We start from the raw sequence: 26,864 nt of genomic DNA on the forward strand, positions 1-26,864 counted from the left end.
CGGAGCCTCAGACTGAACGCGCCTGCCGCGAGAGCAGCGACTCGGTCGTCGTCACCTCGGCGAAACCGCCGCCGGAGAGATTGACCGCAGTGGCCTCGATGAGCTGCTCCGCGCTCAGCGAGGGCGAGTTCGGTGTGCTGCCGGTCGCGCTGAGCGGGAAGGTCGTCGTCGCGTCGAGAGCGACCGTCACCGTGAACCCGAGGTTTCCGCCCATTCGGGCCGTGGTCTCGACGCACATGTTCGTCTGGATTCCCGCCAGGACGATCGCATCGATGCCGCGTTCGCGCAGCCACTCGGCAAGGTCCGGAGTGCCGAGGAATGAGGAGTTGACGGTCTTCGTCACCAACAGATCGGGAACGGCGGCGGCGACCTCGGGGAAGAAGTCGTTTCCGGGCTGGCCGATGCGCAACGGCGAGTGGGGGCGCGTGCTGTCATGGCGGACAAGCACGATCGGAAGCCCCTGTGCGGTGTAGTCGGCGATGAGTGCGGCCACGTTCGTCCGGCACCCGTCGAGATCGTGAGGGGCTCCCCAGCTGGGGTCGAGGAATCCCTGCTCCATGTCGATGACGATGAGCGCCGTGGTCGGGTGTGGCTTCTGCGAGGTGTTCGTAGTCATGGTTGCATTCAAGTCGCTCGCCGCCTGGAAATCGTCGGCACGAATGACACTATTCGATAGGATGATGCCATGGATGCTGTCACCGATTCTGCCACGGGCTCAAACCAAGGCACGGGAAGGGCGGGACTGCGCGTCGACATCCTCGTGTTCGAGCAGGCGCGGATGTACGACCTCGCGACGGCGCTCGAGGTGTTCTCCGACCGCAGCGATCGCGGACTGCCGCGCCATGATGTGCGCCTGGTCGGATCGCAGCCACGGGTGTCCTGCGACTCGGGCGCAACAGTCGAACTCACCGGTTTTGCCGATGTCCCGGATCTCCTCATCGTTCCCGGGTCGGACAGGAGATTGGGCCGCCTCGATGAGGAGGAACTCGCATGGATCCGGCGAGCCCACGAAGGCGGAGCGATCGTCGCAGGCCTGTGCACGGGCGCGTTTGCGCTCGCCGAGGCGGGACTGCTCGATGGTCGACGAGCCACGACGCACTGGAGATTCGCCTCGGCGCTGGGTGAACGGTTCCCTACGGTCGACGTAGCCGCTGACGAGATCTTCGTCGGCGGTGACGGTGTCTGGACCTCGGCCGGGGTCAGTGCCGGGGCGGACCTGCTGATCCACCTCGTGGAGTCGGTCTTCGGGGCGACTGTTGCCGGTGCCGTCGCACGGTCGATGGTGATTCCGCTGCGCCGGTCGGGTAACCAAGCACAGTTCATCGACCATGAAGTCGAGAGCAGCGCAGCCGAGGACTTCCGCCTGCTCGAAGACCGCGTGAGGTCGAAGCCGTATGAGGACTGGTCTGTGGCGCGGTTCGCCACGGAACTCGGGCTTTCGAAGCGCACCTGCTATCGGACGTTCGCATCGCTGCTGGGCACCAGCCCGCACGACTGGCTGATCGGTCTGCGGCTCGACGTGGCCAGACTGCTGCTCGAGTCCACCTCGGCGCCGATCGAGATCGTCGCGGCCGATTCGGGCATGGGAACACAGGACAATCTGCGCAAGCACTTCGCCTCTCGGTTCGGGCTCAGTCCGCGGGACTATCGCGCGCGCTTCGCCCCGGCAGTCTGACTCCCCACCCAACCCCATTCCCTCCCGCACTACCTGACGGCGGCCCAGCAACGTGGCGCGAGGTTGCTGGGCCGCCGTCGGGTAGTAATAAGGAGGGGAGGTGACGGGTTGGTGAGACCCGAATGAATGATTTCTGGGTGAGTCCATATACTGGGGGCCATGACGATTCTCATTGGCTACCTGCCCGCTCCCGAGGGTGAGGCCGCTCTGCGTGCGGGATTCGCGGAGGCCAAACTGCGGTCGAGCGCTGCCGTCGTGATCAACTCACAACGCCGTGGTGCCAGCGGAACCCCGACCGAGATCGGTCCCGACGAGATCAAACGGATCGTCGACCTCGGCAAGGAATCCGACGTCGATGTCGAGGTGCTCCAGCCCGACCACGAGGACGACCTGCCCGGCACCCTCAACGACCTCGCCGTCGAATACCGGGCCCAGCTCATCGTCATCGGACTGCGCAAACGCTCGGCGATCGGCAAGTTCATCCTCGGCTCGCAGGCCCAACGCATCCTCCTCGAGGCCGAGGTTCCGGTGCTGACCGCAAAGGCCTGATCGCCTCTCCGCCAGAGGCCGACCACCTCGGCTTGAGGGCCCGATCGCCTCGCATCCAGGAGTCGACGCGAAGTTGTGAGGGTTCGTCGCCCTACTGGAGTGAAATCGCCCGCCGAGGCGGTCCCGCCGGTGACATCAGCGGCGCGGTTCCAGCCCCCACCCCCACGCCAGCAGCTCGGCCAGCGACACGCCATCGGCGTCGCTGAGATCCGTGATCTGCGTCCGGCACGAATAGCCGTCGGCGAGTACGACTGGCATCCGCGACTCGGGTTCGCGGACAGACCCGACAGCGCCACCGGTCTGAACCGGCTCCCTGTCGTTCCCCGTCGCAACGCGACCGGCGAGGGCAGGGGAAGACCCGACTTGCTCGCCGGCCCGCACACCCCGCTCCCGCAGCGCGGGCAGCAAGGCCACCTCGGCAACGGCGACCGAGGTCTCATAGTGGCCCTCCTCGACGCCGAAGTTTCCAGCCAGGCCGCAGCACCCGCCGAGGAACCGACTGCTCGCCCCAGCCCTGGCCAGCAGCTCCTTGTCCGCCGCGGTGCCGAAGATCGCCGACTGGTGGCAGTGCGGCTGAACGAGCGCCTCGACGTCGGAGAGATCCGGCAGTTCCGCGCCGATGCTCAGCAGATACTGGGCCAAGGTCTGCACGCGAGCCGCCACCCGGTTCGACGCCTCATCGGCGACGAGTTTGCGTGAATCGTCCTTGAGTGTGGCCAGGCAGGAGGGCTCGACGCCGATGATCGGCACCTCCCCAGTGGCATCGAGGGCATCGATCGTCTGCGACAGATTCGCACGGGCGGCATCGAGCTGACCGGTCGAGATGAGCGGCAGACCACAGCAGACCGTCTGGTCGATCACCTGCACGCTCACCCCCGCCCGCTCGAGCACGGCCACGGCCGCCGCGAGGATGCGCGGGGCGAAGTGGTTCGACCATGAATCGGCGAACAGCACCACCTCGGCGGTCTGCGACGATCCCGCAGGCCGGGCGTCCGCGTCCGACCGGGCCCCCGCACCTGACCGCGCGACCGCCTCGGCGCCGGTGCGGCCATCCGCACCCGCACCCTGCCACCACTTCCGGAACGTCGTCGACGCGAACTGCGGGATCGACCGGCGGACATCGATGCCCGAGATCCGCTTCGCCACCGTCGACAGTCCCGGCAGCCCCGATACCCGGTTGAGCACCGGCGCCACCGGTGTGACCAGGCGCGCGAGCTGCGGAAGGAACCCGAGCGAGTAATGCTTCATCGGCCGCAGCCGCCCCTTGTAGGACTGGTGGAGCACCTCGGCCTTGTACGTGGACATGTCCGTGCCCGTCGGACACTCGGTGCCGCAGGCCTTGCACGACAGGCACAGATCGAGGGCCTCGGCGACCTCGGGCGAATCCCACCGGGATTCGAGCAGATCCCCAGACACCATCTCCTGCAGGACCCGGGCACGCCCCCTGGTCGAATGCCGTTCATCGCGCGTGGCCTGGTAGGACGGGCACATCGTCCCGCCGCCGGCCGCCGAATCCGCGCGGCATTTGCCGACACCGGTGCACCGATGCACCGCCGAGGCGAAGCCCGCCGATTCGCCCTCATACGCCATCGCCAGTCCACCGGGCAGCTCCTGCCGCAACGGCAACTCGGTCAGACGGATCGATTCGTTGAGTGCGTCCGGATCGACGATGACCCCGGGATTGAGCAGATGCTGAGGATCGAAGAGCGCCTTGACCTGGGAGAACAGATCGAGCGCGGCAGGGGTATACATGAGACGCAGCAGCTCCGACCGGGCGCGACCGTCTCCGTGTTCACCGGAGACAGACCCGCCGTAGCGGGCCACGAGCTTGGTGGCCGCGACCATGAAATCGCGCATGATCTGGGGCCCGTCCGGATCCTCGAGCGGAAAGTCGACGCGCATGTGCAGACAGCCGTCACCGAAGTGCCCGTACGGAATCCCCCACAGTCCGTGCTCGTCGAGGAGGTCCATGAGGTCGTGCAGATAATCGCCGAGGTGGTCGACCGGAACCGCCGAATCCTCCCACCCCGCGTGAGCGTCCCGTCCGTCCGGGGTGCGCGAGACCAGGCCCGCGCCGTCGGCGCGGATCGCCCACACCTCGGCGGCGGCCGCGGCATCGAGGACGGCGGAGTCCAGGGACTGCGATTCGGTGATGAGGCGCTGCGTCTCCTGCGTCAGTGCCGCTTCGTCCTCCCCGGTGAGTTCGACGACGAGCCAGCCGGCACCCTCGGGCAGCGTGGGAACCGCCTCGGCGCCCTTGGTCTCGATGACCCGGGCGAGCATCCGCGAATCGAGGCCCTCACAGGCGGCGACGGGGAAGTCCTTCAGCAGCGGGGCATCGTGAGCGGCGGCGACCATATCCTCATAGCCGAGCACGACCGCCGATGTGTGGCTCGGATCCTTGACCAGGCGCATCTTCGCGGCCAGGACGATGCCCCAGGTGCCTTCGGTGCCGGCGAAAGCGCGGCGGACGTCGAAGCCGTTCTCCGGCAGGAGGGACTCGAGTCCGTAGCCGGAGACCTGGCGGGAGAAGGTGCCGAAGTTCGTGCGGATGGTGCCGAGGTTCCCTGCCACCAGTTCGTGCAGGCGGGGGAAGATCGCGGACGCGTCCGAGTCGTCGAGGGTGACGACGGTGCCGTCGATGAGCATGACCGTGAGTGCGAGGATGTTGTCCCCGGTCCGCCCGTAGCCCAGCGCCCGTGGCCCGCACGCATTGTTGCCGACCATCCCGCCGATCGTGCATCGAGTATGGGTCGACGGGTCGGGGCCGAACCGCAGCCCGTGCGGTTTCGCCTGTTTCTGCAGGTGGGCGTGGACGCAGCCGGCCTGCACCCACGCCGACTGCTCGTCCGGGTCGAGATCGAGCACGGCATTCATATGGCGGGAGAAGTCGAGGATGATGCCGCGTCCGATCGCATTGCCGGCGATCGAGGTGCCGGCCCCACGGCTGGTGATCGGGACCCCGCGACGGCGCGCGATCCCCAGGGTGGCCCGCACATCGCCCTCATTGCGGGGGAAGACGATGGCGGCGGGGACGAGTCGGAAGAGGGAGGCGTCGGAGGAGTAGGCGGCTCTGTCCGTCTTCTCGATGCTGAAATCGTCGATGCCCGCGGCACGGAATTCGGCGTCGAGGGCAGCAGGCAGCGACGTCGAGGACTCGTCTTCGTCGATGGTCGCCCGATTCGCCCCGGTGGGATGGGCCATAGTCGTCATGCTTCGCATTGTGCCACTTGGGTTGTCGGAACATCGACTCATCTCACCCCGGGAGTATGCGGCAGCTCACAGTGCGGCGCGGGGGGCGCGTGTCCACGATACAACGTCCTAGGCGTTATCATTTCGTTATATTAGGTGCTCAGAGCGGTGCCGCTATCTGGCGTTGATTCCAATATCCGGGAATTCTTGGTGTATTGACATATTCGTGGTATCTAATGGGACTACACCAATTCGTGGCAACGGGCCACAGTATGAATGCAGGGGAAGAAACCATGTCGCGTCGAGCTCGTGAATTGACAGTGGATCAGACGGCTTTAGTCGGTGTCGTTCGAAAGGTTGCTCGGCAACGCTCGAAAATCAACACGGACTATGTGATGGCCATTCTGCGTGCCCGGGAGGAGGGTGCGACCTTCGGTGCCATCGCCGAGGCGGCCGGCACCTCTTCGCAGGCAGTGCAGGAGATCGTGCGCCGACACGGTCCGGTCAAGCGCAGCGGACCGAAGGCGGGAGTCGCCTGAACCGGCTGAACCGCTGAATGACGGGGCCGACACGGCTCCGGTCGCCTCACCGAGCGCTCACCTTTCCCGCGCTTGCACCAGGGCGGTGATCCATGGACGTCATGGGTCACCGCCCTGGTGCGTTCCGTGAGCTTCTCGTGACTGTTTCATGCTCACAGGGTGGATGAACAGCCGTGATCTGGGCAACAAGGAATCTTATTGTGTCGAAAATGGTTCGGCAGGGAAGCTGCTCTGCCGAAACGACCGCGTGATTCATGCACGAAAATCGGCGCTCAAAGAGCTGGGTTCGACGGGCTGAAATCTTCGGCTCGGGTGCTCGAGAGCGGATTCCGCAGACGCGTTCCGGCGAGGTCGAGAATGCCGAATCCGCGGACCTCGAATCCGCGCGTGCGCGGCTTAGATACAAGAAGTACATACTCGGTTCTGTATTGCAGTCTTGTTACAGGGGCAGGCGGTGGACAGGGCGGCAGTGCGCCCGACTCATTGTCTAGAGTGGCGGTATGCGAACTGAGTCCGACACCCTGCCTGCCGAGATCGCCGACCGCCCCCTCATCCGCATCGCCGCCGACCTCTCTCTGATGGCGTGGGAACAGATGCAGGGCTATCGGCCGCTGCTCGGTACCAGCCTCGATGCCCGGGTCGTCGACACGAAGACCTCGCCCAATGACCTCGTCACCGAGGCTGATGCGCAGATCGAAGCGCTGGTCCGCGGCTATCTCGCGCAGGTTCGTCCCGGCGACCTCATGGTCGGCGAAGAGGGTTCGCCCGCGCTCGACCCGGTCGAGTTCTTCTCCGCCGGATTCCTCGGTCGCCTCCACGCCTACGACGCAGCAGGATCAGCCCTTGCCGACCTCAGCGACGGCGGACCCGCGCTCGAATGGCACGTCGACCCCATCGACGGGACCGTCAATTTCGTCCGCGGCATCGAGTACCACGCCTTCTCCGTCGGTGTCTGCGAGAGTTCGGAGTCGGATCGAGGTCTCGGGCTCGGCCGGTGGCTCGCGGGGCTCGTCGCCTCACCCGGACTCGACGTCACCTGGCTGGCTGCCGAGCACCTCGGCGCCTACCGGGTCTCCGGCAGACTCGCCGACCACTTCGAGGCGTCGGCGGGCATCCCTGCGCAGCGGCTGCGCGGCACCCCGGCCGGACTCTCGGGCCGGCTGCTCGCCACAGGGTTGGCCTACACCGGAGACAACCGCGGCCCGCAGCTGGCCAAGCTCGAGAACCTCATGCAGGGCTATGACGATCTGCGGCGCTGCGGGTCGGCCGCGATCGACTTGTGCATGGTCGCCGAGGGGCGTGTGAATTCCTATGCCGAACGGGGCCTGGGAATCTACGACTACGCCGGCGGGGCGGTCATCGTCGAAGAGGCCGGACTCCATGTCAGCCGCGGGGGAGCGGGCGGGCCGACCGCGGCTGCCGATACTCGGGACGAGGTCGACCGGCTCGTGGGCGCCATCTGAATCGGGTCCGCTCAGCTGCCCTTCGTCTCAGTCACACTTCGTTTCAGTCACCCGCTGACCCGGTCACCCGCGGCGGCGCTCCCCACGGCAGGCCGGACCGTCACCCAGCGGCGGACGGCGAGGATGAGTGCGGCGATGAGGCCGACGATGAGCAGACCGTCGGCGGCGATGTAGAACAGGTGCAGGGCCGAGCCGCCTTCGTCGACGCCCGCGAGCACGGCATCGGTGCGCCGATTGAGCAGGGGGCGGATGACGAGAACCTTGATGATGAGCACGCCGATGAGCCCGCTGGCCACGCTCCGATAGGCGCGGTCGACCCCGGACTTCAGCAGCGCCCACAGCAGGATCACTGCGATGACCAGCTCGACCCAGTTCATCGCTGCGAACACCAGTCGGCCGATGCCCAGTCCGAGCGGGATCGTGATGCCCGGAGCCGTGAACTTCAGCGGGGCCTCGATGAGCGAGATCCCGATGATGAGACCGAGCCACACAGCCGGCAGGAGGATGCGCGCTCCCGCCGCCAGACGGGTGTCCTGAGTGCTGAAGATATTGGCCATGTTTCGCATTCTACTAGCGGTAGAATGGGGTGCCCGCGGGCGAGCGGAGGCGGCCTTTAGACTGGTGCCCATGCGTCTGTTCTCCAACGCCGTCGTGCGCACCTTCGCACCCACATCTGCCCCCGGCACGCCCATCGACGAGGCGGCCACCACCACGGATTCCGAGCCCCACCCCGGCGGCATCGACACGGGCAACATCGACACACCGCCCGATGCCATCCTCGTCGACGGGGAGACCATCGTCGCCGTCGGCACCCGGGCCGAACTGCTCGACATCGCCGCCGCGGAATCATCGACGACGGCGGCGCTCGCCTCGGCGGGTGGGGTCGGTGCGACTGCGGTCATTCCCGGCCTCGAGATCGACGAGATCGACTGCGGCGGGCAGGTCATCCTCCCCGGCTTCGTCGACGGGCACATGCATTCGATCGCCTACGCCGATTCGCTCACCGACCTCGATCTGTCCCAGACGAGATCCCTCGCCGAGGCGGTCGCGGCCATCCGCGAACGCGCCGACGGTCTCCCCGTGGGCACCTGGGTCGTCGGCTCCGGCTGGGACCTCAACAAGTGGGAGGACCCGAGCTACCCGGACCGGAAGCTCCTCGACGCCGAGGTGCCCGACCATCCCGTGGCCATGTGGTCACTCGACCTGCACACCCTGTGGACCAACGCCCATGCCCTTGAGATCGCCGGCATCGATGCACAGACTCCCGACCCGTCTGGCGGCAGCTTCGTCCACGACGAGTCAGGGCAGCTCACAGGCCTCGTGCGCGAGGATGCCACCGACCTCGTCGCCCGCTTCATCCCCGAACCCAGCCGGGAGGAACAGGTCGAACGCCTCGCCACCACGCAGGAACTGTTCCTGTCGCAGGGGCTGACCGGCATCCACGACTTCGACGGCATCGCCTCGACACTGGGATGGAACGACCTGCGGGAGGCCGACCGGCAGGACCTGCGCGTCACCCTCTACCTGCGCGGACCCGAGGTACCGTGGGCGATCGAGACCGGCTGGCACACCGGTGACGGCGACGACTGGCTGCAGTGCGGCGGGCTCAAACTCTTCTCCGACGGGGCACTCGGCTCGCACACCTCGCACATGTCCTCGGCCTTTCCCGACACCGACGGCGAGACCGAGAACTTCGGCATCGCGCAGATGACTGAAGACGAACTCTTCGAGCAGGCCAGACTGGCCACCGAGGCCGGCATCTCCGTGGCCATCCACGCCATCGGCGACCAGGCGAACCACCATGTGCTCGCCGTGTTCGAACGGCTGTGCGACATCACGTCCGCCGCAGAGGAACGCTTCGAACGCCCCATGCGCCATCGCGTCGAACACGCCCAATTCATCCAGCCGGCCGACGTCGCCCGCTTCGCCGAGCTCGGGGTGCTCGCGTCCATGCAGCCACGGCACTGCATCTCCGACCTGCACCTCCTCCACCTCATCGACGAGTCCGCACAGCTGGCCGCCTACGCCTGGCCCGACCTGCTCGACGCCGGAGCGCACGTCGTCTTCGGCTCCGATGGTCCTGTCGAACCGGCGAACCCGTTCGCCGCGATCTACGCCGCGATGACCAGGGCCGATATCTCCGGTGACGCGAGCACCGCCTTCCAACCTCGGCGCCGGCTGACCGCCGTCGAAGCCATCCGCCTGCACACGCAGGGCCCCGCGTTCGCCGCCGGACTCGAGGACCGGCGCGGATACCTGGCGTCCGGGATGGACGCCGACTTCATCGTCGTCGATACGGACCCCTGCGTCGCCGACGGTCTGAGCGCCGAGGCGGCCGGGCGTGATGCGGGCGAATCCGACGGGCTCCTCGGTTACGATTCCGAGGAAGCCCTGTTCGCCCACGCCGAGGCGATCCGCGACACCCGTGTCGCGCTCACCGTCGTCGGAGGCGAGATCAAATACCGCGCCTGACCCCGGCGAGACCGACGCGACGAGTTCGCGACGATGCGACGAGACCGGCCGCGAAGCACCGCCCGACCCGGCCACCGACCGAGAAGGAAACCGCAGAATGCCCCGTTCGTTCCTGGCCCAGGCCCGCAAGGTCGATGCGGCCACCCCGGACACGCGCAGCCGCGAGGTCGACTTCCTGCGGGCGGCGGCGATCACCGTCGTCGTGCTCGGCCACTGGACGATCATCGCCGTCAGCGCGACCGGCGGCATCAACCCGCACGGGCTGCTCGACCAGGCCCGGTGGACGCACCCGCTGACCTGGGTGTTCCAGGTGATGCCGATCTTCTTCCTCGTCGGCGGCTACTCCAACGCACTGTCGTGGCGGTCGGCCAGGCGCAAGAACACCGGCTACGCCGAATGGCTGCGCACCCGTCTGCGTCGCCTGGGTCTGCCGCTCATCCCGCTGCTGCTGACCTGGTTGGTCACCTGCGTCATCGCCCTGGCCGCCGGTGCCGCACCCGCCGCCGTGCAGCTGGCCTCGCAGATGGCTCTCGTGCCGACGTGGTTCCTCGCCGCGTATCTGCTCGTCGTCATCGTCGCCCCGCCCTGCCTGCTGCTGTGGGAGCGATGGGGCTGGTGGTCGATCATCCTCGGCATCGGATTGGCCGGAGTCGTCGATGTCATCAGCATCGTCACCGACAGCACGCTCGCCGGCTACCCGAACTACCTGCTCGTGTGGGCCAGCTTCCATCAGTTCGGCTACGCGTGGCTCGACGGACGACTCTCGAGCATCAAGCGCTGTCTGCTGCTGTTCGTCATCGGGGCGGTCGGTCTCGGGCTTCTCGTCGGGCTCGGACCGTACCCGGTCTCGATGATCACCGCCGGCACTGACGCCATCTCGAACTCGTCACCGACCCGCGTAACCATGGCCTTCCTCGGCATGGCCCAGGCCGGCATCGTGCTCATGCTCCAGCGCCCGCTCGCGAGACTGCTGCGCAGTCCCGGTCTGTGGTTCCTCACCGTCCTGGTCAACCAGCGCATCATGACCTGGTTCCTCTGGCACCTGACCGCCCTGACGGCGTTGGCCAACGTCTTCATCGGCCTCGGCGCCGATGCCCTGCTGCCGACCCCGCTGACCGGGATCTGGTGGCTGACCCGTCCGCTGTGGGCGCTCGCCCTGCTGGCGATCACCGGAGTGCTCGTCTTCGTCTTCGGCCGTTTCGAATCACCGGCCTCCGATGACCGGCCCGCACCGCCGATGTGGATGCCGATCGCCGCCTCGGTGGCCATCTGCGCGGGGTTGGCGATCATGGCAGACACCGGGATGGTCAACGAGGACGGAGTGACCTGGATCTGGCCGCTGCTGCCCTTGGTCGGTATGCTCGCCTTCGGCGTCGTCCGCCTGCCCGGCCGCCGCACGAGCGCCCAGAGCTGATCCTCGCCGAGGTGGCTCAACCGCCGAACGCATCCCTGAGACTGAATCTGTCGCTCAGTCGACAGCCATCCGTCTGGAAACGCAATTCGGAGGGAGAGGACTGTTGATTTCATCGTCCGAAATCAACATCCCTCTCCCTCCGAATCGAGGTCTGCCGCTCCCGATCAGATGTTGCGGCCGCCGGAGATCTCGGTGACGGTGCCGGTGAGGTAGCTCGAGAGTCCGGAGGCGAGGAAGAGGACCACCGAGGCGACCTCTTCGGGTTCACCCGGACGCCCGAGCGGGATCTCGGCAAGCTTCGAATCGATCACGTGCTGCGGCATTGCGGCGGTCATCGCGGTGTTGATGAAGCCGGGCTGGATCGCGTTGACGCGGATGTTCTTGAACGCGACCTCCTTGCACACGGCCTTCGTCATGCCGACGATGCCGGCCTTCGCTGCGGAGTAGTTCGACTGGCCGGCGTTGCCGACCTTGCCGCTGATCGAGGACACGTTGATGATCGACCCGCCCCGATCCTGCTCGCGCATGAGTGCGGTGGCGACCTTGAGCCCGTTCCACGTGCCGCGCAGGTGGACGGAGATGACGTCGTCGAACTCCTGCTCGGTCATCTTGCGGATCGTCTTGTCACGGGTGATGCCGGCGTTGTTGACCCAGATGTCGACTCCGCCGAAGGTCTTCGTGGCAGTGTCGGCGAGTTCCTGGACGGCCTCGAGCGAGGACACGTTGCACACGACCCCGGCAGCAACGTCTTCACCGCCGAGTTCGGCCACGGCCGCCTGCAGGCTCTCGTCATTCATGTCGCCGAGCACGACCTTCGCCCCGGAGTCGACGAGGCTGCGAGCCATGGCCAGGCCGAGGCCCTTCGCGGCACCGGTGACGACGGCGACCTTGCCGGTCAGGAGGCCGGGGACGGCGGTGACTCCGCCGAATTCACTGGTGGTGATGCCGGCAGCGGAGTTCGCTGCGGGAGAGGATGAGTCGGTCATAGTGATTCCTTTCGTTCGTGGGCGATGAAGCGCGGGCGTCGCCGAGGCGGCTATCCGCTGCGATTGCACGCGCAGAATCCTGTTTGTGCAGGTCAGAGGTTGAACTGGGGTTTGTGCGCGCCCTTGAGGAGCTGCTTGGCGACGACGACGCGCTGGACTTCGGAGGTGCCTTCGTAGATCCGGAAGAGGCGGGCGTGGCGGTAGAACCGCTCGACCGCGGACTCGCGCATGTACCCCATGCCGCCTTGGATCTGCACACCCTTGTCGGCGACGCGGGCGAGTGCCTCGGAGGCGAAGAGCTTCGCCGAGGAGGGGCCGAGCTTGCGATCGGTCTCCGCGTCCCAGCGCTGGGCGGCCGAAAGGACGAGTGACTTCGCCGCGGCGGTGTCGGTGTAGATGTCGGCGAGCATCCCCTGGACGAGCTGGAACCGGGCGATCGGCTCCCCGCCCTGCTTCGCCTCGGCGGCGAATTTCACGGATTCGTCGAGGATGCGGATGCACTGGCCCACACAGATCGCGGCGATGTGGAGTCGGCCCTTATTCAGCGAGGCCATGGCCGCGTAGAAGCCCTTCTCCTCCTCACCGCCGATGAGGTTGGCGGCCGGCACGCGGACGTCGTCGAAGAAGATCTCCGAGGTCCAGGCTCCGGCCTGGCCCATCTTGTGATCGTGCGGACCGACGGTCACGCCGTCGGACTTCGTCGGCACGAGGAAGACGGAGATCCCCTTCGACCCGGTGGCGTTCGGGTCCGTGCGGGCGAAGACCATGAGCACGTCCGAGGTCTCGGCGTTCGTGATGAAGCGCTTGGAGCCGTTGATGATGTAGTCGTCACCGTCGCGCACGGCCTTGGTCCGCAGCCCCGAGGGGTCGGAGCCGGCCTCGGGTTCGGTGAGCGCGAAGGAGGCGACAACCTCGCCGGAGGTCAGGCGGGGCAGCCATTCGGACTTCTGCGCATCCGTGCCGTAGTTGACGAGGACCTGGCCGGCGATGCCGTTGTTCGTGCCGAAGAGGGAGCGGAACGACGGGGTGGTGTAGCCGAGTTCCATGGCCAGCAGTGCGTCCTGCTCGGCATTGAGGCCGAGCCCGCCATATTCTTCGGGCAGGGCCCAACCGAAGAGTCCCATCTCGGCGGATTCCTTGATGATGGCCTCCGGGAAGGCATCGTCGTCCTCGACCTGGGTCTCGAGCGGGACGACCTTCTCCCGGACGAATTCGCGGACGGCAGCGAGGATGTCGTCGAGTTCAGTGGTGTCCATGGTGTGCTCTCCTCATCGGGATCGGTCGGTGGGTGCGAGTCGGGGTGTGGTCTGGCGGTGGTCGGTCTATCGGCGGAGCGGCTGACGGTCAGTCCGTGGTCTGTTCACCGGAGGATCCCCGAAGCCAGGCCCGCACGATCTCGGAGTCGGCGCCGAGGCTGGGCGGTGCGAGGTCGTAGGCGACCTCGGACTTCGACAGGCGGATCGGATTGCGGATGGTCGGGATGACGCGCTCGCCCTGTCCTGTCTCGACGATGGGATCGAGGCCGAGATCGCGTGCTCGTTCGACTCCCTGGGAGATCGAGTTGATCGGGGCGCAGGGCAGTCCGACGGCAGTGAGCTTGTCGAACCATTCCTGTGCGGTGTGCGCCTGAAGCGCTTCCAACAGTTCGGGTTCGAGTTCGTCACGGTGGGCGTTGCGGGTCTTCGCCTTCGCGAAGCGTTCGTCCTCACACCAGTCGGGTCGGCCGAGCGCCTTGGCCAAGGCAGCGAACTGACCGTCATTGGCGGCGGCGATGATGATCTTGCCATCCTTCGTCTCCATCGGCTGGTACGGGTAGAGGCTGGGGTGGGCGTTGCCCATTCGGGTCGGGGTCACCCTGGCGGCGGCGTACGCCGCCGTCTGGTTGGCCAGGCCCGACATCGCCGAGGACATGAGGTTCGTCTCGACGAGCTGGCCCTCTCCGGTCACCGTCCTGTGTTGGACGGCGGCGAGGATGCCGATCGTCGTGTGCAGCCCGGTGATGACGTCGAAGACCGCGACGCCGGCCCGGTAGGGCGAGCCGTCGGGGCTGCCGGTGATCGACATGAAACCGGACATCGCCTGGACGAGGAGGTCGTAGCCGGGCAGCGGATTGTCCGCACCGAATCCGGTGATCGAGGCGTAGACGACCTCGGGGTTGGCGGCGGAGACGGACTCGTAGTCGAGGCCGAACTTCTTCAGTCCGCCGGGTTTGAAGTTCTCGACGATGATGTCCGCACGGGCGGCGAGAGCCTGGGCGGCGGCGAGGTCCTCGGCGTCGGCGAAGTCGAGGACGATGTCGTACTTGTTGCGGTTGATCGACAGGTAGTAGGTGGAATCGTCATCACGGACCGGGGGACTCCAGTGCCTCGTGTCATCGCCCTTCGGGCCCTCGACCTTGATGACGGTGGCGCCGAGGTCGGCGAGCATCATCGTCGCATAGGGGCCGGCAAGGACACGGGAGAAGTCGACGACCACCTGGCCGGACAGCGGGCCGGAGCCGTTGCGGGTGAGGAGGTCATCGGAGTCGGTCATCGTCGGGCGGTCCATTCTTGAGCGGGTCAGCGGCTCGTTCCACTTTAACGCTTGATCAGTCATAATTGAAGATTATTATTGCTTCTTGATTCATGAATCTCTGTCGGCGACAGACGCCCATGGCCGCACCGGCATCTCCCGGGCCTCCTCAGAGCGTCGCATTCCACTCATCGAGGCGGCGCCGCAGCAGATCGGCCGTCATCTCCGCCCGACCGATGCCGAGATAGTTCGGCAGCCAGGTCTCGACGCGGTCGATCGCACTCGCTGCCGCATGCAGATCCCAGGCGTGGATGTCGGTGATCCGGCGACCGAGCAGGGACTCGTATTCGTCGAGGAACTCGGCGGCGGCATCGGGGGAGCCGAGCAGGACGAGATCCTGGCGGCACCATGAGAGGTCGCGACCGCGGGGTGCATGTGAGGCTCCGGTCCAGTCGACGACACCGGTGAGCCGCTCGCCTGACCAGAGGGCATTGCCGCACCAGAAGTCGCCGTGGCTGAGGACGCGCTCGCCTCGGATCAGATGAGAGAAACCGGCGCGGACGCGGTGCGCGATGGGGGAGTCGCCGACGGGTGGGGCAGTCGGTGTCCGTGGCAGACCGGCTCCGTCGAGATCGTGGATACGCACGAGCGCTCTCGCCATTTCGCGCGCGATCGTCGAGGCGGGAAGCGCCGGTTCCGGGGTGGAGCCGGGGACTTTGGTCGTGATGATGAGCGGATCGTCGAGATCGGCCCGATGGGCGATGAGCCGCGGCGCCTGCTTGCCGAGCGTGCTCAGCCGCCGCAGAACCTCGGGCTCCTTCGACGCGGTGTCGTCACCGGCAGGAAAGGAGCGGACGACGAACTCATCCTCCCCGTCCGAGGCGAGTAGCGTCGTCGCATGCTGACCCGCGGTGAAGACCCCCACCAATCGCAGCTCACGACCTAACAGCACCGAGGCTGATCTGAGTGCGTGCTGCTGCGCGGTCGACATAGGGGCATCGTATCGTCCGGCTCCTCGGCCTCCTTGTCATCGGGCGCTCGCCGTGGCTACGATGAATCCAGATACTGAACGAACGATCAATCTCGATCAGAGTCCTCCGTCACCGACAGAACACTGGAGTTCACGCATGTCAGAGCCCACCGCCCCGCAGTCCGGACAGCGCTTCGCCGGTCAGGTCGCCCTCATCACCGGTGCCAGCCGCGGCATCGGTCTCGGCATCGCCCAGCGGCTCAACGCCGAAGGCGCCACTGTCATCCTCACCGCCCGCAAGGCAGGGGCCCTCGCCGAGGCGGTCGCACAGTTCCCCGACGGCACCGCGCTCGGCATCGCCGGCAAGTCCGATGACCCCGCCCACCGGGCGGAGGTCTTTGACACGATCGCGGAGAAGTTCGGCCGCCTCGACGTGCTCGTCACGAATGTCGGCATCAACCCCGTCTACGGGCCGCTCATCGACATCGACCTCGACGCCGCGCGGAAGATCCTCGACGTCAACGTCATCGGCACGCTCGCCTGGATCCAGGAAGCCGTCCATCACGAGCGCCTGAACTTCCGCGATAACAAGGGCCGGGTCGTGTCCATCTCCTCCGTCGCCGGGCAGGTTCCCAGTCCGGGCATCAGCTTCTACGGCATCTCGAAGGCTGCGGTCTCGCACCTCACGCGGTCCCTGGCAGTCGAGCTCGGCCCTGACATCCGCGTCAACGCCGTCGCTCCGGCCGTGGTCAAGACCGACTTCGCCACCGCCCTCTATGAAGGCCGCGAGGCCGAGGTCGCCGCCACCTACCCCGCGGGTCGCCTCGGCACCCCGGAAGACATCGCCGGAGCCGTCGCCTACCTCGCCTCAGCGGACGCCGAATGGATCACCGCCCAGGTGCTCACCGCCGACGGCGGCGTCATCACCGCCGGCGGCAGCGCCTGAGCGCCCCGAACAGGCTGTTTGGCCGCCGTGTGAGCTTTGACTAGACTGAGATCCGGATAACTTCATACGCCGCTAAGACATGACGTGGGAGAGCTGCCCGCTGCCGCAACGACCAGTTGCAGGCAGTGCGACGCAGCGCCGTAGGTGCAATTCCCTCCCCGGGAAACTCTCAGGCCCAGTACCACCGATTGCAGGCACTTCTGAAGGACGCGAGATCGCCGCACGCCTGTGGTATGCCCCCGCGCCCGACAGATCGGGGAGGACACAGTGCACAACGCGTCCTCCATCGGTGGGCGCGACACCGACACAAGGACGGCAATGACAAGTTCACTCGCCCATACCACTGCAGCGACCGGGGACACCTCGCGCCCCTTCTCCGACCGCCACATCGGCCCCCGCGCCGACGATGTGCAGGCCATGCTCGACGAACTCGGCTACGATTCGCTGGCCGCCCTGTCGAACGCCGCCGTCCCCTCCTCGATCCAGAACGAGGACCTCGACCTCCCCGCCGGGCGCTCCGAATTCGAGGTCCTCGCCGACCTCCGCAACCTGGCCTCCCAGAACGTCATGCGCACCCAGTTCATCGGCCAGGGCTACTACGACACGATCACCCCGGCCGTGATCCGCCGCAATCTCGTGGAGAACCCCGCCTGGTACACCGCCTACACCCCCTACCAGCCCGAGATCTCCCAGGGCCGACTCGAAGCGCTGCTGAACTTCCAGCAGGTCGTCCAGGACCTCACCGGCCTCGACATCGCCAATGCCTCCCTGCTCGATGAGGCGACCGCCGTCGCCGAGGCGGTGCTGCTCATGCGTCGAGCCGTGAAGAAGGGGACAACCGTCGTCCTCGACTCCGAACTCCACCCGCAGACCATCGCCGTCGTCCGCGCCCGGGCCAAGGCCATGGACTTCCGCGTCACCGTCGCCGACCTCGCCGAGGGTCTCGTCGGCGAAGACATCTTCGGCATCGTCTGCGCCCAGCCCGGCACCACCGGCGCCATCCGCGACTTCACCGACGCCGTCGACGGCGCCCATGATCGCGGCGCACTCGTCACCTTCGACGCCGACCTGCTCGCGCTCACCCTGCTCAAGGATCCTGCCTCCCAGGGGGCGGACATCGCCGTCGGCTCGGCCCAGCGCTTCGGTGTTCCCCTCTTCTTCGGCGGACCCCACGCCGGCTTCATGGCCGTGAAGTCCGGCCTCCAGCGCCAGCTGCCCGGCCGCCTCGTCGGCGTGTCCAAGGACGCTCAGGGCAAGCCCGGCTACCGCCTGGCCCTGCAGACCCGCGAACAGCACATCCGCCGCCAGAAGGCGACGTCGAACATCTGCACCGCGCAGGCGCTGCTGGCCAACGTCGCCTCGATGTACGCCGTCTACCACGGCCCCATCGGCCTGACCCGCATCGCCTCCCGCATCCACCGGCTCGCCCACGCCTTCGCTGGTGCCGCGGACACCGCCCCCGGCGCCGAGGTGGTCACCTGGGAGTTCTTCGACACCGTCGCCATCCGCGTGGCTGACGCCGAAGCCGCCCGCGCCGTCGCCGACCAGGCCGGATACAACATCCGCGTCATCGACTCCACCACCGTCGGCGTCTCCTTCGGCGAACCCCACACGGTCGCCGACGCCAACGGTCTGCTCGACGCACTCGGCATCTACGCGAGGATCGACGCAGCGGAATTCGACGCCGCCTCGGCGGGGACCTTCGGAGCCAACGCTGTGCCCGAGCCCGCGTTCGACGCCAAGTTCCACCGTGACACGGAATTCCTCACCCACCCCGTGTTCAACACCCACGGTTCCGAGACCTCGATGATGCGCTACCTGCGCACCCTGGCCGACCGGGACCTGGCACTCGACCGGACGATGATCCCGCTGGGATCGTGCACGATGAAGCTCAACGCCGCCGTCGAGATGGAGCCCATCACCTGGCCGGAATTCGCCTCCATCCATCCCTTCGCCCCGGCGGAGCAGACCCAGGGATGGCGCACGCTCATCACCCGCCTCGAGGACTCGCTCACCGCGGTCACCGGGTACGACCGGGTGTCCCTGCAGCCAAACGCCGGCTCCCAGGGTGAACTCGCCGGCCTGCTCGCGATCCGCAACTTCCACCTCGCGAACGGCGATGAGGGACGCTCCGTCGTGCTCATCCCGCAGTCCGCGCACGGCACGAACGCGGCCTCCGCGGTGCTCGCCGGACTCCAGGTCCAGGTCGTCGCCACCGCTGACGACGGATCGGTCGACATGGACGACCTCGATGCGAAGATCGCCAAGCACGAGGGCAAGATCGCCGCGATCATGATCACCTACCCCTCGACGCACGGAGTGTTCGAACCGCAGGTGCGCGAGGTGTGCGAGAAGGTCCACGCCGCCGGCGGCCAGGTCTACGTCGACGGCGCGAACCTCAACGCCATGGTCGGCCTCGCCAAGCCCGGCGAGTTCGGCGGCGACGTCTCCCACCTCAACCTGCACAAGACCTTCTGCATCCCCCACGGCGGCGGCGGACCCGGAGTCGGGCCGGTCGCCGTGCGCGACCACCTCGCTCCCTACCTGCCCGGCGACCCCACAGCCGCCGAGCTCGTCGCCGGCGATGAGAACGCGCACGAGCTGCCGATCTCCGGATCGCTGTTCGGCTCCGCCGGCGTCCTGCCCATCAGCTTCGCCTACCTCGAACTCATGGGCGCTGAAGGACTGCGCGAGGCCTCCCGGGCCGCTCTGCTGGGCGCGAACTACATCGCGAAGAAGCTCGGCGATGTCTTCCCCGTCCTCTACTCGGGCGAAAACGGACTCGTCGGTCACGAAACGATCCTGGATCTGCGCGCGATCACCTCGGCGACGGGAGTCACCGCCGAAGACGTCGCCAAGCGTCTCATCGACTTCGGCTTCCACGCTCCGACGCTCGCGTTCCCGGTCCCCGGAACCCTCATGGTCGAGCCCACCGAATCCGAGGACAAGGCCGAACTCGACCGGTTCATCGAAGCGATGCGCACCATCCGCGCCGAGATCGACGCGATCGGTCAGTCCTACAGCTACGAGGAGTCGCCGCTGGTCGGAGCCCCGCACCCGGCGAGCGTGGTGATGGAAGACTGGGACGCCCAGTACACGCGTGAGACCGCGGTGTTCCCGGTCCCAGGACTGCGCCACACGAAGTACTTCCCGCCGGTCAGCCGCATTGACGGAGCCTACGGCGACCGGAACCTGGTGTGCTCCTGCCCGCCTCCCGAGGCGTTCGAAGAGTTCGAGGAAGAGGACAAGTGATGACTGAGAACACGCAGGGTGAGACCACCCAGACCAAGGAGACCCCGCTGCACACGGTGCATGCCGATCTGGGTGCTTCGTTCACCGATTTCGGCGGCTGGGACATGCCGCTCAAATACGGTTCGGAGCTCGCCGAGCACCGGGCCGTGCGCGAGGCCGCCGGCCTCTTCGACCTCTCCCACATGGGCGAGGTGCGCATCTCGGGAACCGATGCTGTGGCCTTCCTCGACTACGCGCTCGTGGCGAAGTACTCGACGATGAAGGTCGGCAAGGCCAAATACGGCGTCATCGTCAATGAGGCCGGCTACCTCCTCGACGACCTCATCACTTACCGCATCGGCGACGAGGAGTACCTCATCGTCCCCAATGCCTCGAACACGCCCACCGTGGTCGCAGCGCTCAAGGACCGCGTGGAGCACTTCGTCCAAGAGGTGATCCCGGGTGCCGATGTCCACCTCGTCGACGAATCCGACGCCACCGCGCTCATCGCCGTCCAGGGCCCGAACTCCGAGGCCATCATCCTCCGCGCCCTCGACGACAGCGCCGACGGCGAATTCGGACCCCGCACCGGCGCCGGGGACAAGGCGAAGGCCGAGGTCACGGATGTTGCCAACGGGGGAGCCACCTCGGCGGGGGATGGGACCATCACCATCGGCGAGGCGGTGCGCGAACTGGGGTACTACGCGTGGATGCCGCTGACGATCGCCGGGATCGACCTCATCCTCGCCCGCACCGGATACACCGGCGAGGACGGCTTCGAGCTCTACGCCCCGAACATCGGCGCCACCCGGCTGTGGGAGACGCTCGTGACCTCGGGTGCCGACTACGGGCTCGTGCCCTGCGGATTGGCCGCACGCGATTCGCTGCGGTTGGAGGCCGGGATGCCGCTCTACGGCAACGAACTCGACCTGGGCACCACCCCGTTCGATGCGGGACTGGGTCGGATGATCGGGTTCACCACCAAGGACGATTTCGTCGCGCGGGAGGCGCTCGCGAAGCTCGGCGAGACCGAGCCGGAGCGCGTGCTCGTGGGCCTGACCTCGGAGGGGCGCCGCGCCGCACGTTCGGGTGCGACCGTGTCGGTCGACGGTGCCGAGGTCGGCACCGTGACCTCGGGGCAGCCGTCCCCGACGCTCGGTCATCCCATCGCCCTGGCCTACCTCGATCGGGAATTCGCCGAGGCGGGAACCGCGGTCACCGTGGACATCCGGGGCAAGGCGCACGACTTCACCGTCACCGGACTGCCGTTCTACACGCGTCAGTCGCACTGAGCAGCTCCCGTTCGCACCGAGGCGGATCAACCAACTCGGCGCGGCCGGGAATCGCTCACCCGGAGTTCAATCGGGCGATGCCGGTGGCTCGTACACTGGTCTCACCTGCCCCAACAACGTCGTGGCCGTCGCTCTCAAGTGTCGGTCGCAGAGAAGGAAGAAACATGGCACAGCTGCCCCCGCTCCCCAAGGAATACACGTATTCGGCCGAGCACGAGTGGGTCGCCGGACCTGCCGATGCCCTTGTCGGACAGACCGTCAAGGTCGGCATCACCGCCGTCGCCTCCGATGCGCTCGGCGAGGTCGTCTACGTCGATCTGCCCGGTGTCGGCGAAAGTGTGAGCGCCGGTGAGACCTGTGGCGAGGTCGAATCGACGAAGTCCGTCTCCGACCTCTACTCGCCGGTCTCCGGTGAGGTCGTCGAGATCAACGAACTCGCCACCGCGAACCCCGGCCTGCTCAACTCCGATCCCTACGGCGAGGGCTGGCTGTTCACGGTCAACGTCACCGAGGTCGGCGAGGTCATGGACGCCGCCGGCTACGCAGAAGCCAACTCCCTCTGACACCACCTCCCTGCAACGGGGCCGACAGAGAGCCGAGCCGGCCTCTCGTCGGCCCCGTCGTCATTCCACCAGAAACGAAGTGATTGCCATGCCATTGAGCGTCTTCGACCTCTTCACCGTCGGCATCGGACCCTCGAGCTCGCACACCGTCGGACCGATGCGCGCGGGCTCGAGCTTCATCACCCTCCTCGGCGATGCGCTGGAGTCCGTGACGGGCCTGTGCGTCGACGTGTACGGATCCCTGGCCGCCACCGGTGCCGGCCACGGAACCTTCGACGCGATCCTGCTCGGCCTCGAAGGCTGCCGCCCCGATATCGTCGAGGCCAATGAACTCACCTCCCGGCGGACGCGGATGTCCGAGACCGGGACGATCATCCTCGGCGACGCCACCGGCAATGGCGTCGAGCTGCCCTTCACCGAGGACGACATGGTCAAGCGACCCCTGACCGTCCTCCCGCGCCACACCAACGCCCTGACGCTGACCGCGTTCGACGCCTCAGGGGAGACCCTGGCCGAGGAGACCTACTACTCCGTGGGCGGCGGATTCGTCACCTCGGAGACCGAGTTCCTCGAGAAGGAACGGGCCGCCGAGGCGGCTGCGGGGACCAGTGGGGATGCTGAGTCGGCGGGAGGGTCGGGCGGGCCGGCAGGGTCGGTCGGGGACGAGCCGGAGTCCGGTGTTGTCGCAACCGGCGGGGGAGACGGAACCGAGTTCGCGGTGTCCGAGTCCGTCATCGAAGCCGTGCTCGAGTCCTCCAGCGAGGAACTGCCCTACCCCTTCCACTCAGGGGCCGAGCTGCTGCAGCGCTGCGCCGATAACGACATGTCGATCACCGAGATCATGTACGCCAACGAACGCTCGATGCGATCGGAGGACGAGATCCGGCACGGACTGCTCCACATCTACTCGGTGATGGAGGAGTGCGCCTCGGCGTCGTTGGACCGGTCGGGCCACCTGCCGGGGGGCCTCAAGGTCCGTCGCCGTGCGCACGACTGGTACCTCAAGCTCAAGGCCGAGGATCCCAACCGCGATCCCGGCTACTACCTCGAGTGGGTCAACCTCATCGCCATGGCCGTCAATGAGGAGAACGCGTCGGGCGGACGCGTCGTCACCGCCCCGACGAACGGGGCGGCGGGCATCATCCCTGCAGTGCTCCACTACGCACTCAACTACGTGAAATCGGTGGTCGACGGCGGCGAAGGCGCCAAGCACAGGGCCATCATCGACTTCCTGCTCACCTCGGCGGCGGTGGGTGTCCTGTACAAGGAGCGGGCCTCGATCTCCGGCGCCGAGGTCGGCTGCCAGGGTGAGGTCGGATCCGCCTCGTCGATGGCTGCCGGGGGACTGGCTGCGGTGATGGGCGGGATGCCCGAGCAGGTGGAGAACGCCGCCGAGATCGCCATGGAGCACAACCTGGGCCTGACCTGCGATCCGATCTCCGGGCTGGTGCAGGTCCCGTGCATCGAACGCAACGCGATCGCGGCAGGTAAGGCCATCAACGCCGCCCGAATGGCGCTGTGGGGCGACGGCCAGCACCGCGTCAGCCTCGACGAGGTGATCGAGACGATGCGCCAGACCGGTGCGGATATGTCGTCGAAGTACAAGGAGACCGCGCAGGGCGGCCTGGCCGTCAACGTCGTCGAGTGCTGAGGGTCTGAGTGCTGAAGTGTTGAGCGGCGGGCCTGGCTGGGTCCGTTGCGGGGGCTCGGGCTTTCGCTGAGGGGCTGGGGCCGGTGTGACCGGGGTCTGACGGCCGGGGCGGTGTGACCGTGGCCGGATTTCGGCCTGCCGGTGGATTGACCAATAGCAGCGGTGTTCTCGCCGCATCGTCGTCTGTCCCTCTCGGAATCGTGATGGTCCTCGCGCCTTCGGAGTCACGGATGCGACCGCCTCTGCGACGCGACGATGGGCCGTCGCGCCTTTCGGCGCTCAGCAATCGACTCAGAACCGCTCACCAGAGCCTTCGGCGGTGCGCCTAATCAGCAGGAATCCTTGCTGTCCCAAATGCGCCCGAGTGACATGGAACACGTGGAACCACTGTTCCAACTAAGTGCTAATGTAACGAAACGATAACGAAGCCGAACCGCGAGATGAGCGCGAAGGAGTGCCCCGTCGCATCCCAGAGATGCCATGGGGAAAGCCTGGTCCGCTACATGTGGGCAGGCTGCGGTGATCGTTGCGAAAGTGCCCCGGATTCGCCGGTTTCGGGGTTGACGCTCAGTCTCATCCCGTTAGGTTTGTTGGCGTGAGAAACGCACTCGCTGAACCGAAGACGCAAACCGACGTTCGTACTCCCGAGCTGGAGGACGGACAACATCTATGGCGGCTCGCGAAAGATACAGCCGTGCTCGATCTGAACTCCTCGTACTCCTACCTGCTGTGGTGTCGCGACTTCGCGGACACCTCGGTGATCGCACGGATCGACGGAGAACCCGCCGGCTTCATCACCGGGTACACGCGTCCGGAGAATCCGGACACCCTGATGATCTGGCAGGTTGCCGTCGACGAGAAGTTCCGTGGTCATGGACTCGCATCGACGATGCTCCATGATCTGGCCGACCGCACCGGCGCCCTGCGCCTGGAGACCACGATCACCGCGGACAACGCGGCGTCGAACCGTCTCTTCCAGGCGTTCGCCGATCAGCGCGGAGCTGGTTTCGACCGTCGCCCGCTGTTCACCCCGGATCTCTACCCGGACGGCCACGACACCGAATACCTCTACGAGATCGCACCGCTGTAACGAGCCGCATCCCGACACAGCGCGGACCCAGACACGCGAGTGAACTCCCGTGACACGGGTGATTCCCTGGATGCAAGGGTATTCCCGCGCCCGGTGTCCGAGGCGGAAGCGACCGCCGGCCGACCGGCAGACCAGCCGATGAGCCGAGATCCGATGAGCGATCACGCGAATCGGCAGCCCGGCGGCCGCGTTGCCACCGCCTGCAGCGCCTGCTCACGCGGCAGGCGCAGAATCCAGAAGTCGAAAGGACTCAAGTGATGACCGAAAGCACGACCGCACCGACTGACAAACCCGACATCTTCGAGACCCGTGAATCCGCCGTTCGCAGCTACTGCCGCTCATGGCCGGCGACCTTCGCCCGCTCGCAGGGCGCGAAGCAGTGGGACGAGGACGGCAACGAATACCTCGACTTCTTCTCCGGAGCCGGCGCTCTCAACTACGGGCACAACAACCCGATCGTGATGAATCCGCTCGTCGAATACCTTCAGTCCGGCGCCGTTCTGCACTCGATGGACATGAAGACCCCCGCCAAGCGCGAATTCCTGCAGACCTTCCAGGACCTCATCCTCAAGCCTCGCGGACTCGACTACTCCGTCATGTTCCCCGGACCGACGGGAACCAACACCGTTGAGGCAGCTCTCAAGCTCGCCCGCAAGGTCACGGGACGTCAGCACATGCTCTCGTTCACCAATGCCTTCCACGGCATGACGCTGGGATCGCTGTCGGTGACCGGCAACTCGATGAAGCGCGAGGGTGCGGGTATCCCGCTGACCAACAGCTCGAAGATTCCCTACGATGACTACTTCGACGGGGAGATCCCGGACTTCCTGTGGTTGGAGAAGGTCCTCGAGGATTCCGGCTCGGGTGTCGACAAGCCCGCCGCCGTCATCGTCGAGACCGTGCAGGGTGAAGGCGGACTGCGTGCTGCTCGCGCCGAATGGCTGCGTGCTCTGGCTGACCTGTGCAAGAAGCACGAGATCCTCCTCATCGTCGACGACGTGCAGGCCGGCTGCGGCCGCACCGGTTCGTTCTTCAGCTTCGAGGAGGCCGGCATCGAACCCGACATCGTCTGCCTGTCGAAGTCGATCTCCGGATCGGGTCTGCCGCTGGCGCTGACGCTGTTCCGTCGAGAACTCGATGTCTGGGAGCCCGGCGAGCACAACGGCACCTTCCGCGGAAACAACCCCGCGTTCGTCACTGCGACCGCCGCGATCAAGAACTTCTGGGCCGACAACGAGTTCCAGAACCAGCTCGCCGACACCATCGCCGAACTGCACCAGCGCCTCGACACGATCATCGAGAAGGCCGAAGGCGCCTCGATCCGCGGACGCGGTCTTCTGGCCGGCATCCACTTCGAGGACACCGAGGTGGCCGAGAAGGTCGCCGCCTACGCCTTCGAGCGGGGCCTGCTTCTCGAGACCTCGGGTGCCGAAGACGAAGTCATCAAGATCATGCCGCCGCTGACGATCGACTCGCGCGATCTGCAGGCGGGTCTGGACATCATCGAAGCCGGAGTGCTCGAATTCGCTCCGAAGGCCGAAGCCGTTCTGGCCTGAACCCACCTCTGCCGGGCCGGCGTCGCAACAGTGGCGCCGGCCCGCGCTATGGGCGAAATCGAGCTCATCTGCTCTATCGCCCATTCGGGCTGACGGATACCGTTGATTCAAGACGAAATTCCGCGGCCCACCCCTGAACATCACCGTCCCTTCCCGAAAGGACCACTTATGTACGTAGTCAACCGCGATGACCTCAACGACACCGACCGCGATGTGAAGTCCGAGACCTGGCGCAGCCGCCGTATGGTGCTCGGCAAGGAGCGCGTCGGCTTCTCCTTCCACGACACCGTGATCTACGCCGGAACCACCTCGACGTTCCACTACCAGAACCACGTCGAAGCCGTGTACTGCGTGCAGGGCAAGGGAACGCTGACCGACGAGGAGACCGGCAAGGTCTACCCGCTCCACGACGGCGTGATGTACCTCCTCGACGGCAACGAGAAGCACACGGTCGTCGCCGAAGAAGAGCTGCGCATGGCCTGCGTGTTCAACCCGCCGGTCACCGGTCGCGAGGTCCACGACGAAAACGGCGTGTACCCGCTCATCCTCGAGGACGAAGCGGCACCTGCGAACTGAGCTCCTGAGAACTGAAGGAGCAACCCTCGCCGAGGTGGCCGGCCGTTGAGATCGACCGCTGAGGTGGGGAACCGCTGAGGTCGGCCTCGCTCGGCCTCTGCGGACAACAGCTGAGAAAGGGCGGCCCGAGCATTGCGCTCGGGCCGCCCTTTCGTGCTGTCTGCCTGCTGATGAGCCGGTTGGTGGAT

Annotated in this window: 21 protein-coding genes and 1 riboswitch; of the genes, 14 read left to right on the forward strand and 7 right to left on the reverse strand. The window is 66.6% G+C overall.

The annotated features are described in order from the left end of the window. Positions 1–7: 7 nt before the first annotated feature. The gene (locus GUY23_RS02485) at positions 8–616 is read right to left on the reverse strand and encodes a cysteine hydrolase family protein (protein ID WP_166969441.1); all 609 of its coding nucleotides are present in this window, start codon (positions 614–616) and stop codon (positions 8–10) included. Between the two features lie 69 nt (positions 617–685). Between GUY23_RS02485 and GUY23_RS02490 the strand changes: the two genes are divergently transcribed. Together GUY23_RS02490 and GUY23_RS02495 are read left to right on the forward strand one after the other, a co-directional pair. Then, the gene (locus tag GUY23_RS02490; protein WP_166969443.1) at positions 686–1,675 is read left to right on the forward strand and encodes a GlxA family transcriptional regulator; all 990 of its coding nucleotides are present in this window, start codon (positions 686–688) and stop codon (positions 1,673–1,675) included. Between the two features lie 159 nt (positions 1,676–1,834). Then, positions 1,835–2,224, forward strand: coding sequence for a universal stress protein (locus GUY23_RS02495; protein WP_166969445.1), 390 nt, complete (start codon positions 1,835–1,837; stop codon positions 2,222–2,224). 135 nt (positions 2,225–2,359) lie between these two features. Here GUY23_RS02495 and GUY23_RS02500 read toward each other — a convergent pair whose 3' ends face one another. Further along, positions 2,360–5,437: an FAD-binding and (Fe-S)-binding domain-containing protein gene (locus tag GUY23_RS02500; RefSeq protein WP_228282672.1), complete on the reverse strand. Its 3,078-nt coding sequence runs from the start codon at positions 5,435–5,437 to the stop codon at positions 2,360–2,362. 374 nt (positions 5,438–5,811) lie between these two features. Between GUY23_RS02500 and GUY23_RS02505 the strand changes: the two genes are divergently transcribed. Together GUY23_RS02505 and GUY23_RS02510 are read left to right on the forward strand one after the other, a co-directional pair. Next, positions 5,812–5,955, forward strand: coding sequence for a hypothetical protein (locus tag GUY23_RS02505; RefSeq protein ID WP_166969447.1), 144 nt, complete (start codon positions 5,812–5,814; stop codon positions 5,953–5,955). A 500-nt stretch (positions 5,956–6,455) separates the two neighbouring features. Further along, on the forward strand, positions 6,456–7,418 hold the full coding sequence (locus GUY23_RS02510) for an inositol monophosphatase family protein (protein WP_166969449.1): 963 nt from the start codon (positions 6,456–6,458) through the stop codon (positions 7,416–7,418). 47 nt (positions 7,419–7,465) lie between these two features. Here the strand turns inward: GUY23_RS02510 and GUY23_RS02515 are convergent, their stop codons facing one another. Beyond that, complete coding sequence (locus GUY23_RS02515) at positions 7,466–7,975, reverse strand: hypothetical protein (protein WP_166969451.1); 510 nt, start codon at positions 7,973–7,975, stop codon at positions 7,466–7,468. 70 nt (positions 7,976–8,045) lie between these two features. On the opposite strand from GUY23_RS02515, the gene GUY23_RS02520 reads away from it, so the two are divergent. Further along, the gene (locus GUY23_RS02520; protein WP_166969453.1) at positions 8,046–9,890 is read left to right on the forward strand and encodes an amidohydrolase; all 1,845 of its coding nucleotides are present in this window, start codon (positions 8,046–8,048) and stop codon (positions 9,888–9,890) included. A 97-nt stretch (positions 9,891–9,987) separates the two neighbouring features. After that, the gene (locus tag GUY23_RS02525; RefSeq protein ID WP_166969454.1) at positions 9,988–11,304 is read left to right on the forward strand and encodes an acyltransferase family protein; all 1,317 of its coding nucleotides are present in this window, start codon (positions 9,988–9,990) and stop codon (positions 11,302–11,304) included. Positions 11,305–11,468: 164 nt separating this feature from the next. On the opposite strand, the gene fabG is transcribed toward GUY23_RS02525, so the two are convergent. The 4 genes from fabG to GUY23_RS02545 all read right to left on the reverse strand — a co-directional run bounded on the left by fabG (position 11,469) and on the right by GUY23_RS02545 (position 15,792). Further along, a complete protein-coding gene (gene fabG, locus GUY23_RS02530) occupies positions 11,469–12,290 on the reverse strand; it encodes a 3-oxoacyl-ACP reductase FabG (RefSeq protein WP_166969456.1) in 822 nt (273 codons plus the stop codon). Between the two features lie 92 nt (positions 12,291–12,382). Further along, a complete protein-coding gene (locus GUY23_RS02535) occupies positions 12,383–13,546 on the reverse strand; it encodes an acyl-CoA dehydrogenase family protein (RefSeq protein WP_166969458.1) in 1,164 nt (387 codons plus the stop codon). Between the two features lie 88 nt (positions 13,547–13,634). Then, positions 13,635–14,822 (reverse strand): CaiB/BaiF CoA transferase family protein, encoded by a 1,188-nt coding sequence (locus GUY23_RS02540; protein ID WP_166969460.1) that lies wholly within the window; start codon positions 14,820–14,822, stop codon positions 13,635–13,637. A gap of 148 nt (positions 14,823–14,970) precedes the next feature. Beyond that, positions 14,971–15,792, reverse strand: a complete 822-nt coding sequence (locus GUY23_RS02545; RefSeq protein ID WP_228282673.1) for a phosphotransferase family protein — start codon at positions 15,790–15,792, stop codon at positions 14,971–14,973. A gap of 136 nt (positions 15,793–15,928) precedes the next feature. Here GUY23_RS02545 and GUY23_RS02550 point away from each other — a divergent pair, with 136 nt between their 5' ends. From GUY23_RS02550 to GUY23_RS02585, 8 genes are all read left to right on the forward strand, one after another. Beyond that, positions 15,929–16,717, forward strand: a complete 789-nt coding sequence (locus GUY23_RS02550) for an SDR family oxidoreductase (RefSeq protein WP_166969462.1) — start codon at positions 15,929–15,931, stop codon at positions 16,715–16,717. 75 nt (positions 16,718–16,792) lie between these two features. Then, a riboswitch (glycine riboswitch) is annotated at positions 16,793–16,911 on the forward strand. A 124-nt stretch (positions 16,912–17,035) separates the two neighbouring features. Continuing rightward, entirely contained in the window at positions 17,036–19,969 is a 2,934-nt protein-coding gene (gene gcvP, locus GUY23_RS02555; protein ID WP_166969464.1) for an aminomethyl-transferring glycine dehydrogenase, read from the forward strand. Beyond that, positions 19,969–21,240: an aminomethyltransferase family protein gene (locus GUY23_RS02560; RefSeq protein ID WP_166969466.1), complete on the forward strand. Its 1,272-nt coding sequence runs from the start codon at positions 19,969–19,971 to the stop codon at positions 21,238–21,240. The genes gcvP and GUY23_RS02560 overlap by 1 nt, the downstream gene beginning before the upstream one ends. 164 nt (positions 21,241–21,404) lie before the next feature. Next, positions 21,405–21,803: a glycine cleavage system protein GcvH gene (gene gcvH / locus GUY23_RS02565; RefSeq protein ID WP_208085448.1), complete on the forward strand. Its 399-nt coding sequence runs from the start codon at positions 21,405–21,407 to the stop codon at positions 21,801–21,803. Between the two features lie 88 nt (positions 21,804–21,891). Continuing rightward, complete coding sequence (locus GUY23_RS02570) at positions 21,892–23,454, forward strand: L-serine ammonia-lyase (RefSeq protein ID WP_166969468.1); 1,563 nt, start codon at positions 21,892–21,894, stop codon at positions 23,452–23,454. 595 nt (positions 23,455–24,049) lie between these two features. Further along, the gene (gene ectA, locus GUY23_RS02575) at positions 24,050–24,544 is read left to right on the forward strand and encodes a diaminobutyrate acetyltransferase (protein ID WP_166969470.1); all 495 of its coding nucleotides are present in this window, start codon (positions 24,050–24,052) and stop codon (positions 24,542–24,544) included. Positions 24,545–24,801: 257 nt separating this feature from the next. Beyond that, entirely contained in the window at positions 24,802–26,100 is a 1,299-nt protein-coding gene (gene ectB, locus GUY23_RS02580; RefSeq protein ID WP_166969472.1) for a diaminobutyrate--2-oxoglutarate transaminase, read from the forward strand. A 168-nt stretch (positions 26,101–26,268) separates the two neighbouring features. After that, a complete protein-coding gene (locus GUY23_RS02585) occupies positions 26,269–26,676 on the forward strand; it encodes an ectoine synthase (protein ID WP_135810511.1) in 408 nt (135 codons plus the stop codon). The last annotated feature ends 188 nt before the right edge of the window (positions 26,677–26,864 follow it).

This window comes from Brevibacterium atlanticum, from assembly GCF_011617245.1.
GTDB lineage: Bacteria > Actinomycetota > Actinomycetes > Actinomycetales > Brevibacteriaceae > Brevibacterium > Brevibacterium atlanticum.